The following is a 15505-nucleotide window of genomic DNA, read 5'->3' on the forward strand; positions in this document are numbered from 1 at the left end:
TTTCGATCCGAAGCCGGCGCGTGTCGACGCTACGTCAAAATCATTCTGAAGAAAGGATTCGAGATGAGTTCCAGTGCGTTCAAGCTTCGCCCCCTCGCCGCTCTGCTCGGTGTGGTGTTGTCGGTAGCCGCCTTGCAGGTGCAGGCGCAAGACCTGATCGTCAAGGTCGGGGTGGCCGGGCCGATGACGGGCGGCAACGCCGCCTACGGCAAGGACATCGAGGCGGGTGTGAAGATGGCGGTGGCCGAGGCCAATGCGAAGCATCCCGTCATCAACGGCAATGCCGTGACGTTCCAGGTGGTGTCGGGCGACGACCAGGCCGACCCGCGCACCGGCGTGCAGGTCGCGCAGCAACTGGTGGATGGCGGCGTGGCGTTCGTGGTGGGGCACTTCAACTCCGGCACCACGCTGCCGGCCTCGCAGGTGTACGCCAAGGCCGGCATTCCGATGCTGACGCCGGCCGCCACCAACCCGGCCATCGCGCAGGCCGGCTTGACCACCGTGTATCGCGTGATCGCCAACGACGCGCAGAACGCCGGCGCGGCCGGCACCTACGCGATGACCGTCACCAAGGCCAAGCGCATCGCCGTGCTGGACGACCGCACCGCGTTCGGCCAGGGCGAGGCCGAGGAGTTCGAGAAGGCCGTCAAGGCGGCGGGCGGCACGATCGTCGATCACCAGTTCACCAACGACAAGGCCGTCGATTTCAGCTCGCAACTCACGCACATCAAGAGCATGAACGCCGATCTGCTGTATTGCGGCGTGCTCGACGCGCAGGCCGCGATGATCGTCAAGCGCATGAAGCAGCTCGGCATGAAGACGCAGTTCGTGGGCGGCGGCGGCGTGATGGACGCCGATTTCATCAAGCTGGCCGGCCCGGCCGCCGATGGCGCGATGGCGTGGGAATACGGCCATCCGCTCGAATCGACGGCGTCGGGCAAGCGCTTCGCGGGCGACTTCAAGAAGGCCTACGGGCACGACATGCTGGCCTACGCGTCGTTCGCCTACGATGCGGCGAACCTCGTGATCGCGGCGATGGAGAAGGCCGGCTCGACCGATCCGAAAGTCTTCAACGCGGCGATCAAATCGAGTACCTTCGACGGCGCGACCGGCACCATCGCGTTCCAGCCCGACGGCGACCTGAAGAACGCCGCCTCCACGCTCTATCAGGTGGCGGGCACCGAGTGGAAGACGGTGGTGACCAAGGCCGGCAACTGACGCCGGCCGCCGGGGCGGGCCGGGGCAGCGCCCACGGCCCGGCCGGCTCGCCCGGCAATGCAGGTTTCCGAGCAAGGCATTCAAGGTTTTCATGACGTCGACAACGATCAAGACCCCGCAGCGGGACTGGCCGCTTTATCTCGTGCTCGCGTTCGTCAGCGTGAGCTTCTCGGCCACCGGCCCGGTGGCGATCATCATCGCGGCCGCGCGCCAGGGCGGCCTGACGCTGCATCAAACCTCCTCGTGGCTGTTCTCGGTGCTGGCCATCAACGCGCTGGCCAGCATGGTGGTGAGCTGGAAGACGCGCCAGCCGCTGCTGTTCCTCTGGACCATTCCCGGCGCGGTGCTGGCCGGGCCGGTGATCGCGCAATACGGGTTTTCAGCCGCGGTGGGCACCTATCTGGTGTGCGCGCTGGTGCTGGTGCTGCTCGGCGTGACGGGCGCGGTCAAGGTGCTCGACCGCTGGGTGCCGATGCCGATCGTGATGGCGATGATCGCCGCGCTGTTCCTGCGCTACGTGGTGGCGATCGTCGACGCCACCGGCAGCGCGCCCCATGTGAGCGTGGCGATGATCGCGGCGTTTTTCGCGCTGACCTGGATGGAGCGGCACGGCCGGCGCAGCGTGCCGCCCGTGATCGGCGCGGTGGTGGCCGGCGTGGCGATGCTGGCGCTGACGGGTTTTCGCTGGCCGCGCGGCATGAGCGGCGAGTGGCTGGCCACACCGATGCTGGTCGCGCCGGTGTTCAACCTGCACGCGATCTCGCAACTGCTGGTGCCGTTGCTGGTGACGGTGCTGTTCGTGCAGAACGCGCAGGGCATCGCCGTGATCCGCCATGCCGGATATCCCGCCTCGTCGAAGCTCGTGACCGTGTGCAGCGGCGTGCTGACCGCGCTGACGGGCGTGTTCGGCGGCTGCCCGTCGGTGCTGGCGGGGCCGTCGAACGCGATCCTGGTGTCGGACGGCCGCACCGGCCGCCACTACATCGCGGCGCTGATGGCCGCCGTGGTGTTCCTCGCGATCGGCTGCTTCGCGACCGGCTACGTGTATCTGCTGACCAACCTGCCGGCCGCATTCGTGGTGGTGCTGGCCGGCCTGGCGATGTTCGGCGTGCTGGAGAAGGCGTTCGTGTCGGCGTTCTCGTCGGCCTATCCGACCGGCGCGCTGGTGGTGTTCGTGGTGACCAGCGCGAACTTCAGCCTGCTCGGCATCGGCGCGCCGTTCTGGGGCGTGGTGGCGGGGTGCGTGGCCGGGCATGTGATCGACCGGCGGCGGGGCTGAGGCGAGGGCATGGCGCCCCCGCTTCGGGTTCGCGCTTCGGGCTTCACTTCAAAAGATCGGCGCGCCGAGCCGCTGGCTCGCGCGCTTGCCGAACGCCTTCAACTGCTCGGCCAGCGGGCCGTCGCGCTTCGAATCGAAGCGGTTGTACGGCCCGATCGCCGTGACCACGGCCGCGATCTGGCTGTGCGCATCGAAGATCGGCACGGCGGTGGCGGCGATGCCGGGCACCATCAGGCCTTCGATCACCACGATGCCTTCCTCGCGCGCCGCGCGCAGTTCGGCCTGCAACGACGAGGCCGGATCGGCGAACTGTTCCTGCAGGCTTTTCGGCTCGTTGGCGAGCACCGGCGCGAGCACCGGCGTCGGCAGGTGCGCCGCGTAGGTCAGGCCGGTGGCCGAGCGCAGCAGCGGCATGGTCGCGCCGGCGCGCGTGAGCACCGTGACTTCGCCCACCATCTCCAGCACCCGCACCACGGTCGGCCCGTGGTTGGCCCAGACCGCCACGAGCGTAGCGCTGACCAACGGCCGCACGGTGGGCGGCCAGCACTTTCACCAGGTGAGCCTGATGGCCGATTACCTGCTGTCGAAGCGTACAGACGTGTATGTGGAAGGCGCATGGCAGCGCGCCTCGGGCACCGCGTCGACGGGCGGCGCGGCGGTGGCCGACATCGCGAACCTCGGCGATTCGTCGAACAATCACCAGATCATGTTGCGGGCGGCGTTGCGGCACAAGTTCTGATCGAAGCGGGGCCGTGCGATCGGGGTTCGGCGCCGTGTGCGGTGCCGGACCCCTTGTTTCATGGGGGCTGCGTGTTGAAATTTTTAACTGTTTCGTGAATTTTGCACACGAAAACGCAGGCCTCGACTATAATCGCCGCCGTGCGACAGTAAAACAACTGTTCGCATCAAGAACATATGACGAGACGCCGAGCGCCGGGTAGGCGCGTGCTTTCGTCGTGTGTCTCGGGCCGCGTGCGAATGCCACGCGGCTCGTCCTGCCGCACCGGCCGAGGCCGCGCCATCGCGCGACGCCTCCCGCCGGCTTGCCGACCCTTCCGCTCGACCGTTCTCTCGGGATCTCCCTCCCGGTATGTACATTCTGGTCTCCTAACGAGAATGAGCGATGTCGAATCCATCTCCCTCTGAAACACCGTCCACGGCCGTTCGCATCGGATTGCCGATCATCGGCGTGGTGGGCGTGCTGCTCGGCCTGGTCTTCGTGATCGGCGGCGCGATGCTGATCGCGCGCGGCGGCTCCTGGTACTACCTGCCGATGGGCCTCGCGATGTGCGCCTCCGGCGTGCAGTTCGTGCGCCGCCGTGCGGGCGCGGTGACGATCTTCGTGATCGCGCTGATCGCCACCGCCCTCTGGGCCGTGTGGGAAGCCGGTCTCGATTTCTGGGCGCTGAACGCCCGGATCTTCATGTTCTCGATGATCGCGATGCTGATCGTGCCGCTGTACCCGGTGCTGCGCCGCCTCGAAGGCAAGGGCGCGGCGAAGGGCGGCGCGTGGGCGCTCGCGCTGGCGCTGCTGCTCTGCAATGCGGGCTTCGTGTACGGCATGTTCATTCCGCACGGCACGTTCGGCGTGGAATCCGGCGCGGCGCTGGCCGACAGCGCGGCAGGCAAGGGCGACTGGACGGCCTACGGCCACGGCGATGGCGGCGACCGCTTCTCGGGCTTCGGCCAGATCAACCGCGAGACGGTCAGGAACCTGCAGGTGGCGTGGACCTACCATACCGGCGACGTGCCGCAGAGCCCGACCGGCGGCGGTTCGGAAGATCAGGAAACGCCGCTGCAAGTGGGCAGGACGCTGTTCCTGTGCTCGCCGCACAACACGGTGATCTCGATCGACGCGGCCACCGGCCATGAAAACTGGCGTCATGCGTTCCCGACCAAGACGACGGTGTGGGTGCGTTGCCGCGGCCTGGCGTATTTCGACAGCAGCAAGCCGCTCGTGCAGCCCACGGCGAAGGGCTCGACGCCCGTCACGCCGATTGCCGCGCCGGGCGAGCAGGCGCTGTGCCGCCGCCGCATCTTCATGAACACGATCGATGCGACGCTGGTGGCGCTCGACGCCGACACCGGCAAGCTGTGCCCGGACTTCGGCCAGGGCGGCAAGGTGGATCTCAAGACGGGCCTCGGCTCGGCCAAGAGCCCGCTGTACCAGATGACCTCGGCTCCGACGCTGGCCGGCACCACCGTGGTGGTGGGCGGCCGGGTGGCCGACAACGTCACGCTCGACATGCCGGGCGGCGTGATTCGCGGCTTCGACGTGATCACCGGCAAGATGAAGTGGGCGTTCGATCCGGGCAATCCTCAGGATCACGAAGCGCCCGCCGACGGCAAGACGTTCGTGCGCTCGACGCCGAACGTGTGGGCGCCGATGTCGTACGACGCCGGCTCGAACACCGTCTACATGCCGGTGGGCGGCGCGGCGATCGACCTGTGGGGTGTGAAGCGCACGCGCCTGGACGAAGGCTACGGCGCTTCGATCCTCGCCGTCGACGCCACCACCGGCGCCGAGAAGTGGCACTTCCAGACGGTCCACCACGACCTGTGGGATTACGACGTGCCGATGCAGCCGACGCTGATCGACTTCCCGGTGGCGGACGGCAAGACGGTGCCCGCGCTGATCATCGGCACCAAGATGGGCCAGTTGTTCGTGCTCGACCGCCTGACCGGCAAGCCGTTGACGAAGGTCGTCGAGCATCCGGTCAAGGCAGCCAGCGTGCCCTACGAGCATTACTCGCTCACCCAGCCGCTGTCGGTCGGCATGCCGCAGATCGGCGCCGAGGTGCTGAACGGCAAGGACATGTGGGGCATGACGCCGATCGACCAGATGATGTGCCGCGTGATTTTCCACGGCATGCGCTACGACGGCCTGTTCACGTCGCCGAGCACCGATACCTCGCTGAGCTTTCCCGGCTCGCTGGGCGGCATGAACTGGGGCGGCCTCTCGTATGACCCGAACGCCGGCATGATCTACGCGAACGACATGCGCCTGGGCCTGTGGGTGCGCTTCGTCAAGGCAGAAAACCGGGGCGGCACGTCCGACGGCAACGAATCGGTCAATGCGGGCATGGGCGCGGTGCCGCTCGGCGGCACGCCGTACTCGGTGGTGAAGGATCGCTTCTTCTCGCCGCTCGGCATCCCGTGCCAGAAGCCGCCGTTCGGCTCGATGACGGCGATCGACCTGAAGACGCGCAAGATCGCCTGGCAGGTGCCGCTCGGCACCGTGCAGGACACGCGCCTGGCCGGCATCCAGATGCACATGCCAGCCCCGATCGGCATGCCGACCATCGGCGGCTCGCTCGCTACGGGCGGCGGCCTGGTGTTCTTCGCCGCCACGCAGGACTACTACCTGCGCGCCTTCGACAGCTCGACCGGCCGCGAAGTGTGGAAGGCCCGCCTGCCGGTCGGCAGCCAGGGCACGCCGATCAGCTATGTGGTGAATGGCAAGCAGTACATCGTGATTTCGGCCGGCGGCGCGCGCCAGTCGCCCGATCGCGGCGACGACGTGATCGCCTATGCGTTGCCGGATGCAAAGTAATCCGAAGTAAGTTGCAAGGGCCGCGAGCAGGCGGTCATGCAGACCAACAGGCCGGGGAGCAATCTCCGGCCTGTTTTTTCATGCGTGCGCGCGGGTTCAGACGTTCGCTTTCGAGGCGAGTGCACCGGCGAACGCGCCGCTTGCGACCTGCACCCGGTTGCGCCCGGCGCGCTTGGCGGCGTACAGCGCCGTATCGGCCGCGCCGATCAAGGCATCCGGCGTGGTCAGCCCCGCGCGCTCGGCGACGCCGATGCTGATCGTGACGTTGGCGCGCTGGCCCTGCGCGATGAAGTGCAGGCCCTGCACGGCTTCGCGCAGCCGTTCGGCGGTGCGCTCGGCTTCGGCAAGGGCCGCGTTCGGCAGCAGGATCGCGAACTCCTCGCCGCCGAAGCGCGCCAGCAGGTCGCCTCGCCGCAATTGCGCGGTCAGGCACTGCGCGACATGGCACAGGCAGGTATCGCCGGCCAGGTGGCCGTGGCGGTCGTTGAAGGCCTTGAAGCGGTCGATGTCGACCAGCAGCAGGGCGCCGGCCGAGCCGGGCGCCGCGACGAGCTCGGCCAGCGCCTCGTCGAGCCGCCGCCGGTTGGCGATGCCGGTCAGCGAGTCGGTATAGGACAGGCCGGTCAGCGTGGCGTTGCTTGCCGCGAGGCTTTCGTTGCGCAGCCGATCGAGCAGCCGATGCAGATAGATGCGGCGCGAGACGCGCTCGAACGCGTGGCCGCCGACCAGCGCGGGCAGCAGCAGCGTGCACATGAAGCCGATCAGGAAAGTGGCGTCGTCGTGGCCCAGCGCCGGACTATGAAACAGGCACAGCGCGAACACCGCGAGATTGGTCGCGAAGAACGCCGCGGCTTGATGAAAGCGCAGCCGCACGAACACCAGCACGAAGCTCGACGGCGGAATGGCCAGCAGGTAATCGCGCAGCGTGGCCGGTTCCGGCTTGGCCGCTACCACGAGGATTGCCGCGACGCTGCATACGAGGCAGCAGGCCAGCAGCGCGACCTCGCGCAGCATCGCCGGGGTGGGCTCGCGCAAGCCCAATCGGATGATGGCGAGCACCAGGGTGCTGGAGCCGACCAGTTGCACCGCGACGCTCGGCCAGTCGGGATGGTGGATCACGATCAGGTTCAGCAGGACGCCGAGCACGAAATAGCCGGCGATGCCCCACAGCGCGATGAAGCGCAATTCCCTGAGCCGCTCGGTGGCGATGTCGTGCCAGTAGCGCGCTTCGAGCGCTTCGGGAAAGCTCAGACGAAAGCCCGAACGCTTCAGCTCGTCCTCGGCCAGTGCCCCCAGGCGCGACGCCGTTTCCCCGGGCGCCGTGCGGGCCTGCTTCAGTCCATTCACCATCGTGTGCGTGGGCGCCGAATAGCGGAGCGGCGCCGAGGACGGCTGCGGGTGGCGGCACGTTCACGTCGGCGTTTTGCGCTCCTGTTCTTGAATATCGAGACAGGATACCCGAGGACTTGCGCCAGTTCGTGAATCGTTTGCCATGCGATGGCGCGGCGGGTGCGATGCACCCGATGCACCCAATAGCCGCCGTGCCCGGTCGCCCGTTATGCCCGTTAAGCCCCGCTGCGCACCATCACCAGATCACGCTGCACGTCGTCGCCGCATTGAAACGTGGTTTCACCGACTTCGGTGAAGCCGTTGCGCGTGTAGAACCGGATCGCCTTGGCGTTTTCCTCGCTGACCGTGAGCCGGATCGGGCCGGACACGGCGGCCAGCGTGGCGGACATCAATTGCTGCGCGAGGCCGCTGCCGTGGTGGGCGGCCAGCACGTAGCAGCGGCTCAACTCGGGGATATCGTCGGCGGCCGGCACGCCCAGGTGGGCAGGACTCCGATTGATCACGCTGAAGCCGACGACGGCGCCGGCGTTGTCCACCACGCGCACCTCGTATTGGTCGCTTGCCACCACGGCTTCGAAGCGCGCCGCCGTGAAGTTGTCATCGATGTAGGCCACGATCACCTCTCGTGGCGTGTCCGGCGGGCAGGCGAGGGCGAAGGTTTGCCGGGCCACGGCGCCGATGGCTTCGGCGTCGGCGGGAGTAGCGTGACGGATCTGCATGGGAATCGGGTCTTGTCTGCGGAAAGGCAATGACCCAATGGTAAAGCAAAGGCGGGAGTTACCGAGGGAGTCCTGAACGATGCGTGATGCCTGGCGTGCCAATGCGATGCTCGCGGCGGTGGCGGCGATGTCGGCGCAACGGGTCGTCCTGCTGCTGATCGGCGTGTTTCATCTGCCCGATCGCGCGTTCACGACGGACGGGTTTCATTGCGCGGCGCTGGTTTATATCGGCGCGGCGATGTGGTTCGTGCATCGTCTTGCGGCGCAGGCGTTCCGTGCCGCGCTGGCGTCGGGGCATGTGTGCGCGACGTCGCAGGCCGAGCGGCGCGTGCGGGTGGCGGCGCATTGCCCGCGCCGCCTGCTGGTGCTCGTGCACCTGATGCTGCATCGCTATTGTCTGGACTGCAGATCGTTGTAACGCAGCCAGGCTGCTTGCGCCTGCTGTTACGCGCCGCGCCGGCCGCGTGCCTTCCACTCCACCCATTGCCACGCGGCCAGCCCCGGCAGATAGAACAGCAGGTCGCGCAGGCGGCGCGCGCCGGCCAGCGCGAGACACACCGAAGGCTCCAGCCCGAACCACCCGCCGATCACGACGAAGCCGCCTTCCTGCACGCCGATGCCGGCCGGCACGAGAAACGCCATGCTGCTGAGGAACTGGATCAGCGCCTCGATCGCCATCGCATCGGCAAAGCTGGCCGACGCGCCGAGCGCCTTGAGCGCGATCCAGATTTCGAGCGAGAAGCCCGCGAATTGCAGCGTCTGCCAGATCAGCAGATAGCGCAGCACCACGCCGGTGTCGCGCCAGATCAGCATGACGGACAGGTCGATTCGCGCGCTCGCGCCGAGCTTGTCGACGAAGCCGCCGGCCGTGACGCGGTTGAGCAGCCCGGCGATGCGCCGGAACGGCCGCGCGTGCTGGAGCGCTGCGAACAGCACCAGCACCGGCAGGGCGAAGGCCAGCCCGAGCGCGAGCTGGCCGATGCCGCGCCCTGCGTTCGAACCGGTGCCCATCAACAGATAGGCGCAGGCCAGCAGCGCAAATACGAGCTGGCTGATCAGCGTCAGTTGCATGTCGGCCACGAGGCTGGCGATGGCGGCCGACGGCTGCACGCCGAGCCGCCGCAGGAACCGGAACGAGACGATTTCGCCGCCGATCCGCGCCACCGGCAACAGGCCGTTGACCGATTCGCGCAACCAGACGAGTTCGAGCATGGCCGCGAAACGGGGCCGCCGGCCGCGCCGGAACAGCAGCTGCCAGTCGGCCGCGTTGGCCATCATCGGCAGGATGTGCACGGCGGCGGCCAGTAGCAGCCCGGCGCCCGCGTCGCGCAGCAGCGCGAGAATCGCTTCGGGATGCTCACGGCCCACCAGCCAGACGGCGAGCGCGAGGCCGAGCGCGGCGGTCAGCACGCCGAGCCACTTCATGTTGCGGACTCCCGATGGTTCGGCAACGGCGCTGCGCTCACTTGTCGAGGCGTGGCGAGAGCCGGCCGCCCGGATCGACCCGGAAGCGCCGGCCGCGCCACACCACGTCGGACAGGCCGAAGCTCGTCACGAACACGCCGAATTGCAGCAGATCGAACAGCGGCAGGCAGAACCAGTCGGCGAACGATTGGCGCAACGCGCGATCCATGCGCAGCTTGAGCAGCAGCCGCGCGAGCAGGGCCGCGGCGGCCAGCGCCCACGCATCGCCGGTGCCACCGGAAGCGAGCACGGCGATCAGCGCGAACGGCAGCGGATGCATCAGCGCCGAGCCGAGATGGCCGAGCGGATCGGCCGCGCGGATCGTCTGGCTCCAGCGTGATTCGTGGGCGAGGTACACGCCCGCCGTGGTTTCGGTGCAGGCGTGATCGACCAGCCTGGGCGGCACCGCCACCGTCAGTCCGATTTCGCGCACCGCCTCGCCGATCGCGTGATCCTCGGCCAGATGATGCGCGAAGCGATGCAGGCCGCCGATCGTCGACAGCGTCGCGCGCCGCAGCGCGATGGTCTGGCCGAAGCAGGGCCGCGCGAGCCGTGAGGCCAGGCCGGTCGCCACGCCGGGGAAGAACAGGTAGTTGGTGGATGCCGCCGAGGCGCGCGGCCAGAAACCCGGCGCGGCCATGCCGCGATACGCGCTTGTCACGAGGCCGACATCGGGGGCCTGTAGCGCGCCGACGATGGTGCGCAGATAGTCGCGCTCGACGCGCACGTCGCTATCGGCGAAGCAGAGCAGGTCGTGCTCGGCCTGTTCGAGCATGTTGATGAGGTTGGACACCTTGCGGTTCGGGCCATGCAGCCGTGCGTCGGCCACCGTGGTGACATGAGCGCCGGGATAGCGCGCGCGCACCGTGGCCACGGCCTGCAGCGCGATGTCGTCGGCGTCGTGCACGCCGAACACGTACTGAATCGGGCCGGGGTAGTCCTGATCGAAGAAGCTGGCCAGATGCTCGGCGAGTTGCCACTCGTCGCCGTGCAGCGGCTTCATCAATGTCACTGGGGGATAGTGGTCGGCGTCAGCCAACGGGCGCGCGAAGAAGCGGCCGATCAGGTGCGCGGCGATCAGCGTGTAGGCGATGCCGAGTACGGCGCAGACAGCGGCGATGCCGTACACCAGATAACCGGCCTCCAGCGCATAGGGGCGGTGCGAGGCGAGGATCGCGGCCAGCGCGATGGCCGCGCCCGCGGCGAGAAACGACAGCGGTCGAAGCACGATCGCACGAACATTCATGGCGTCAAGGCACGTTGCGGGTTGGACGAAGAGAAAAAGGGTTCGGCGCGCCGGTGCAGGGCATGCGGCGCGTGCCCGCTCAAGCCTCGTGCGCGCGCAAAAACCGGAAGAACTCGACGCCTTCGCGCAGGCGGCGCTTCAGCATAGTCCAGCTTGTTGACATTTCCAGGACGATCTCCCAGATCTTCGACGGCCGGAAATAAAACGCCCGGTAGAAGTGTTCGAGCTCGTGATAGATGTCGTCCTTCGACAAGTGCGGATAGCCGATCGCGGCCAGTTGCACGCCCGCCTTGCTGACCAGGTTGATGGTCTTGTTCTCTTCCATCCAGCCGTTTTCGATGGCCTGCTCATAAAGCTTCGTGCCCGGATACGGCGCGGCCAGCGACACCTGAATGGTGTGCGGGTTGATTTCCTTGGCGTATTCGATCGTCTTCTTGATCGTGTCCTTGGTTTCGCCGGGCAGGCCCAGAATGAACGTGCCGTGAATCTTGATGCCGAGCTTCTTGCAATCCTCGTTGAAGCGGCGCGCGATGTCGGTGCGCAGGCCCTTCTTGATGTTCAGCAGGATCTGGTCGTCGCCCGATTCGTAGCCCACCAGCAGCAGGCGCAGGCCGTTCTCCTTCATGACCTTCAGCGTGTCGTACGGCACGTTGGCCTTCGCGTTGCACGACCACGTCACGCCGAGCTTGCCGAGGCCGCGCGCGATTTCCTCCACGCGCGGCTTGAAGTCGGTGAACGTGTCGTCGTCGAACATGATCTCCTTCACTTCGGGCATGTTGTCGCGAATCCACTTCACCTCGGCCAGCACGTTCTCGACCGAGCGTACGCGGTAGCGGTGGCCGCCCACCGTTTGCGGCCACAGGCAGAACGTGCATTTCGAGCGGCAGCCGCGGCCCGTGTAGATCGAGACGTACGGGTAATTCAGGTATCCGATGAAATAGTTGCCGATCTTCAGGTCGCGCTTGTAGACGGGCGCGACGAACGGCAATTCGTCCATCTCCTCGATCATCGGGCGCGGGCCGTTGTGCTCGATCGAGCCGTCGGCGGCGCGATAGCTGAGGCCGAGGATCTCGGCGAACGGCTTGCGGTCGGCCACGTCGCGGCACGTGTAGTCGAACTCCTCGCGACAGACGAAATCGATCGCGTCCGAGGCCGTCAGCGAGTTGTGCGGATCGACGGCCACCTTCGCGCCGACCATGCCCACCAGCACCGACGGCTTGCGCTGCTTGAGATCCTGCGCGAAGGTCGCGTCGGTGGGGAACGACGGCGTGCTGGTGTGGATGATGACGAGATCGTATTCGACGGCGATCTTCAGCGTGTCTTCCACCGATAGTTCATCGGCCGGTGCATCGAGCACGCGGCTGCCGGGCACCAGCGCGGCGGGTTGCGCGAGCCAGGTCGGATACCAGAACGAGCGGATTTCGCGCTTGGCCTGATAACGCGAGCCGGCGCCGCCGTCGAAGCCGTCATACGACGGCGCTTGCAGGAACAGGGTTTTCAGAATGCCGGCGTGCGGCGGGAGCGTGGCGGTGCGGCGGGGGGAGGGAGTCTGTGACATGCCTTCGATTCGCTTGCATTGGCGGCGCTGGATCGGAACATCGTGGGCGCGCCGCAGGGTATTCGCGATCGTACGAAACCGAAGCTGAAGGCAAGCTTAAGGCGGTGGGTTGGTGAGACAGGTATCGCTCAAGGCGTGTCGTCGGCGTCGCGACGCGCGGGCAGCCAGGGTGCGGCCGGCGAATCGGACGAGGCGAGCGTGGCATGCAGCGGCGCGCCGGGCGCGACGGTCAACAGCGAACTCGCGCCGAGCGCAAACAAGGTGGCAAAGGCGGACAGCAACAGGCGCAGGGTCATGGGTACCTTCCGTAAAAATCCTTTCATTCAGGTACCCACTATGCACACAGTCGGCTTAAGCGAAGCTTGGAAGCGCTGACGAATCGTCAGCGCGACACGGTTTCATAGAGCAGCTTGCGCGCGGGCGGCGTGCCGTCCATCGGGAACAACTGGCGTGATCGAATCCGCCAACCGGCTTCGGTGCGCACGGCTTCCCAGCGATTGACCAGCACGCGGAAAATTTCGTGACCGCGCGACAGGCCGTGGTTCGGCAGCGTGGTTTCCGCGCCGCTGCGATTGAAGCGCACCAGCATCAGATACGACGTGATGACGGCCGTGTCGCCGTCCAGTTCGATGCGCGGCAGGTTGCCGAAATGCGCGAGGCCGCCCGAGAGCGCGGCTTCGTGCGCCTCGCTCTCGACCAGTTCGATCAGCTTGTCGCGGCCGCTTGCGCCCGGCGCGGCCGTGCCGCGATCGAACACGGCGTCCTCCGTATAAAGCGTCGAAAAGAACGGGCCGTAGCCCGTGTCGGCGCTCAACGGATGAGCGGCGATCAGGTCGTAGATCGCGAGCTTGTCCTCGATGAGTGCGAGGCGTTGTTCGATCGTGGTCCGCGAAAGCGCCAAGGCGGGTTCCTCTGGTTCGGTGTCGAGGTAGGGAAGAGGGCAACCGCATGACAATGCGTGCGGCTGCCCAAGGTCATTACATTGGCGGCGCGACGCCATCCTTTTCGACCACCACGAATTGCGCGTCGTAGCCGTCGCCGCTCTTGGCCGGCGTGGCCACCACGAACACCTTCTTGCCGGCGGTCAGGTCGGCGCGCGTGGCGGGGATCAGCGTGACGACCGGCGCGGTGGCCGGCACCGTCACGGTGTTGTTGCCGCCCTTGTACGACAGCTTCAGATCGCGGCCGCTGGTGCCTTGCACGACGGTATCCACGTTCGCGTTGGTCATCGAGCTGTTCGCACCGAGATCCCACGCGTAATGGCCCTCGCCCGTGCCGCGCGCGGCTTCGGGGAACACCAGCACTTCCTTGGCGACGAGCTTGCCGTCCGGGCCGGGCACCGAGGCCGCGCCGACGTAGGAGCCCGGCTTGATGTCGGAAAGCTGGATCGCCTTGACGGCGTTGACATGCGATGTGTCGCTCATCTTGAGCACGACCGTGTCGCCGCTGCGGCGATGCACGGTCAGCGTGTTGTCGGCGAGCGAGACGACATCGCCGCGAATCCGTTGCGGCTTGGCGGCCGGGGTTTGCGCGAACGCGCCGCCGGCCAGCGTGAGGGCGATGACGGACGTGGCCAGCTTGAGACGAAAGGACATAAGGACTCCGAGGGTAATGCGATTGAAAAGGCTGGCGGCGGGCGTGTCAGGACCCGCCGAACCAGTTGTAGCCCTGGTTTTCCCAGTAACCGCCGGGAAATTCATTGGTGATCGTGATGCCGACGATGTGTTTCGCGTTCTTGTAGCCGAGCTTGGTCGGCATCCGCAATTTCATCGGGAATCCATACTTGGCCGGCAGCACCTGGCCGTCGTAGGACAGCGTGAGCTGCGTTTGCGGATGCAGCGCCGTGGGCATGTCGATGCTGGTCCAATAGTTGTCGGCACAGTGCAGCGCCACGTATTTCGCCGTGGTGTCCGCGCCGGCCAGCAGCAGGAAATCGGCGAAGCGCACGCCGCCCCATTTGCCGATCGCGCTCCAGCCTTCGATGCAGATATGGCGCGTGACCTGGCTGTGTTGCGGCAGCGCGTTCAGCTCGCGCAGCGTCCAGTTGCGCTGGCCTTTCACCAAGCCCGTCAGTTCGAGCCGGTAGCTGGCCGCATCCACGTCGGGCACCTGATCGATGTCGTAGAACGCGTTGAACGGGAACGGCCGCGTGATCATCGAATCGGGGTAGGTCGGCGCGAGCTTGCTCGGGTCGAACAGCAGCGCCTGCGCCCGGTCGTTGAGCGTGGACACCTTGCGCAGCATCGCTTCGATCGACGCGCCGTCGGTCGGGTTGCAGCCCGTCAGCAGCGCGAGGCCGCCGAGGCTCAGGATTCGCTTGCCGAACAGGCGTCGCGATTCGGACGTCAATTCGTTGCGCGCGTCCTTGACGATGGAGGCCGCGTCGAGCGTGGGCGCCGGTTGTGTCGTGCCTTTCGTGCGGATCATCAGCGGCCCCGGATCATCGTCAGCAGCGAGCGCGGCACCAGCGCGACCATGACGATATGGATGACGAAGAATGCCGCCAGCCCGCTCATCGCCACGAAATGCACGATGCGCGCGTTGTCGTAGCCGCCCATCAGCGTTCGCAGCAGCGGAAACTGAACCGGCTTCCAGATCGTCAGGCCCGACAGGATCACGAGCGCGATATCGGCGATCACGAGCAGATAGGCGAGCTTCTGCACCGCGTTGTAGCGGCGCAGGTCGGCGTGGCCGAGCTTGCCGCGCAGGGCGGCCAGCAGGTCGGTGGCGACCGCGCGCGGGTTCAGCGGCAACAGCATGCGGCGCAGCCGCCCGGTCAACGTGCCCAGCACCAGATACGCCGCGAAGTTGGCCACCAGCAGCCACATCACCGCGAAGTGCCATTGCAGCGCGCCGCCGAGCCAGCCGCCCAGCGTGATGGCGGCGGGGAAGTGGATGGCGCCGAAGAGGGGCGACGCGTTGTACACCTGCCAGCCGCTCATGCACATGAGCACGACCGATAAGGCGTTGATCCAGTGGAACGCGCGGACCCAGCCGGGATGAATCGTTGTGATGTTCAAGATAGTCTCGCGATCGGCGCCCGAGGCTGCGAGGGCGCCGATGTTTGCGCGGCAACGTGCCGTCGATGGCATCAGGATCGCGTGTGGGGCGGCGTGGC

At 66.9% G+C, this 15505-nt stretch carries 15 protein-coding genes and 1 pseudogene; 5 read left to right on the plus strand and 11 right to left on the minus strand.

Annotated features, from left to right (window positions below):
* Positions 1 to 63: 63 nt before the first annotated feature.
* Both AB4850_RS06205 and AB4850_RS06210 read left to right on the plus strand, forming a co-directional pair.
* Positions 64 to 1218, plus strand: coding sequence for a branched-chain amino acid ABC transporter substrate-binding protein (locus AB4850_RS06205; RefSeq protein WP_414441728.1), 1155 nt, complete (start codon positions 64 to 66; stop codon positions 1216 to 1218).
* A gap of 91 nt (positions 1219 to 1309) precedes the next feature.
* Entirely contained in the window at positions 1310 to 2497 is a 1188-nt protein-coding gene (locus tag AB4850_RS06210) for a benzoate/H(+) symporter BenE family transporter (protein ID WP_414441729.1), read from the plus strand.
* 48 nt (positions 2498 to 2545) lie between these two features.
* Here AB4850_RS06210 and AB4850_RS06215 read toward each other — a convergent pair whose 3' ends face one another.
* Positions 2546 to 2953 (minus strand): IclR family transcriptional regulator C-terminal domain-containing protein, encoded by a 408-nt coding sequence (locus tag AB4850_RS06215; RefSeq protein ID WP_414441730.1) that lies wholly within the window; start codon positions 2951 to 2953, stop codon positions 2546 to 2548.
* A gap of 67 nt (positions 2954 to 3020) precedes the next feature.
* Here AB4850_RS06215 and AB4850_RS06220 point away from each other — a divergent pair.
* Together AB4850_RS06220 and AB4850_RS06225 are read left to right on the plus strand one after the other, a co-directional pair.
* Positions 3021 to 3236: pseudogene (locus AB4850_RS06220) on the plus strand (porin); the annotation flags it as partial.
* Between the two features lie 384 nt (positions 3237 to 3620).
* On the plus strand, positions 3621 to 6050 hold the full coding sequence (locus AB4850_RS06225) for a membrane-bound PQQ-dependent dehydrogenase, glucose/quinate/shikimate family (protein ID WP_414441731.1): 2430 nt from the start codon (positions 3621 to 3623) through the stop codon (positions 6048 to 6050).
* Between the two features lie 96 nt (positions 6051 to 6146).
* On the opposite strand, the gene AB4850_RS06230 is transcribed toward AB4850_RS06225, so the two are convergent.
* Together AB4850_RS06230 and AB4850_RS06235 are read right to left on the minus strand one after the other, a co-directional pair.
* Positions 6147 to 7400 carry a diguanylate cyclase domain-containing protein gene (locus tag AB4850_RS06230; protein WP_414441732.1) on the minus strand — a complete coding sequence of 418 codons (1254 nt, stop codon included), beginning with the start codon at positions 7398 to 7400 and terminating at the stop codon, positions 6147 to 6149.
* A gap of 215 nt (positions 7401 to 7615) precedes the next feature.
* The gene (locus tag AB4850_RS06235) at positions 7616 to 8119 is read right to left on the minus strand and encodes an N-acetyltransferase family protein (RefSeq protein ID WP_414441733.1); all 504 of its coding nucleotides are present in this window, start codon (positions 8117 to 8119) and stop codon (positions 7616 to 7618) included.
* A gap of 79 nt (positions 8120 to 8198) precedes the next feature.
* Here AB4850_RS06235 and AB4850_RS06240 point away from each other — a divergent pair, with 79 nt between their 5' ends.
* The gene (locus AB4850_RS06240; RefSeq protein WP_414441734.1) at positions 8199 to 8537 is read left to right on the plus strand and encodes a hypothetical protein; all 339 of its coding nucleotides are present in this window, start codon (positions 8199 to 8201) and stop codon (positions 8535 to 8537) included.
* 26 nt (positions 8538 to 8563) lie between these two features.
* On the opposite strand, the gene AB4850_RS06245 is transcribed toward AB4850_RS06240, so the two are convergent.
* The 8 genes from AB4850_RS06245 to AB4850_RS06280 form a co-directional block, all read right to left on the minus strand.
* Positions 8564 to 9544, minus strand: a complete 981-nt coding sequence (locus AB4850_RS06245; RefSeq protein WP_414441735.1) for a lysylphosphatidylglycerol synthase domain-containing protein — start codon at positions 9542 to 9544, stop codon at positions 8564 to 8566.
* A 37-nt stretch (positions 9545 to 9581) separates the two neighbouring features.
* The gene (gene hpnI / locus AB4850_RS06250; protein ID WP_414441736.1) at positions 9582 to 10829 is read right to left on the minus strand and encodes a bacteriohopanetetrol glucosamine biosynthesis glycosyltransferase HpnI; all 1248 of its coding nucleotides are present in this window, start codon (positions 10827 to 10829) and stop codon (positions 9582 to 9584) included.
* A gap of 79 nt (positions 10830 to 10908) precedes the next feature.
* The gene (gene hpnJ, locus AB4850_RS06255; RefSeq protein WP_414441973.1) at positions 10909 to 12330 is read right to left on the minus strand and encodes a hopanoid biosynthesis associated radical SAM protein HpnJ; all 1422 of its coding nucleotides are present in this window, start codon (positions 12328 to 12330) and stop codon (positions 10909 to 10911) included.
* Positions 12331 to 12515: 185 nt separating this feature from the next.
* Positions 12516 to 12683, minus strand: a complete 168-nt coding sequence (locus tag AB4850_RS06260) for a hypothetical protein (RefSeq protein WP_414441737.1) — start codon at positions 12681 to 12683, stop codon at positions 12516 to 12518.
* Positions 12684 to 12769: 86 nt separating this feature from the next.
* Positions 12770 to 13288 (minus strand): nuclear transport factor 2 family protein, encoded by a 519-nt coding sequence (locus AB4850_RS06265; protein ID WP_414441738.1) that lies wholly within the window; start codon positions 13286 to 13288, stop codon positions 12770 to 12772.
* A 76-nt stretch (positions 13289 to 13364) separates the two neighbouring features.
* The gene (locus AB4850_RS06270) at positions 13365 to 13982 is read right to left on the minus strand and encodes a hypothetical protein (protein WP_414441739.1); all 618 of its coding nucleotides are present in this window, start codon (positions 13980 to 13982) and stop codon (positions 13365 to 13367) included.
* A gap of 46 nt (positions 13983 to 14028) precedes the next feature.
* Entirely contained in the window at positions 14029 to 14814 is a 786-nt protein-coding gene (locus AB4850_RS06275) for a molybdopterin-dependent oxidoreductase (protein ID WP_414441740.1), read from the minus strand.
* The gene (locus tag AB4850_RS06280) at positions 14814 to 15407 is read right to left on the minus strand and encodes a cytochrome b/b6 domain-containing protein (protein ID WP_414441741.1); all 594 of its coding nucleotides are present in this window, start codon (positions 15405 to 15407) and stop codon (positions 14814 to 14816) included. The genes AB4850_RS06275 and AB4850_RS06280 overlap by 1 nt, the downstream gene beginning before the upstream one ends.
* Positions 15408 to 15505 lie beyond the last annotated feature (98 nt).

It is taken from the genome of Burkholderia sp. 22PA0106 (genome assembly GCF_047497155.1).
Taxonomy (GTDB): domain Bacteria; phylum Pseudomonadota; class Gammaproteobacteria; order Burkholderiales; family Burkholderiaceae; genus Burkholderia.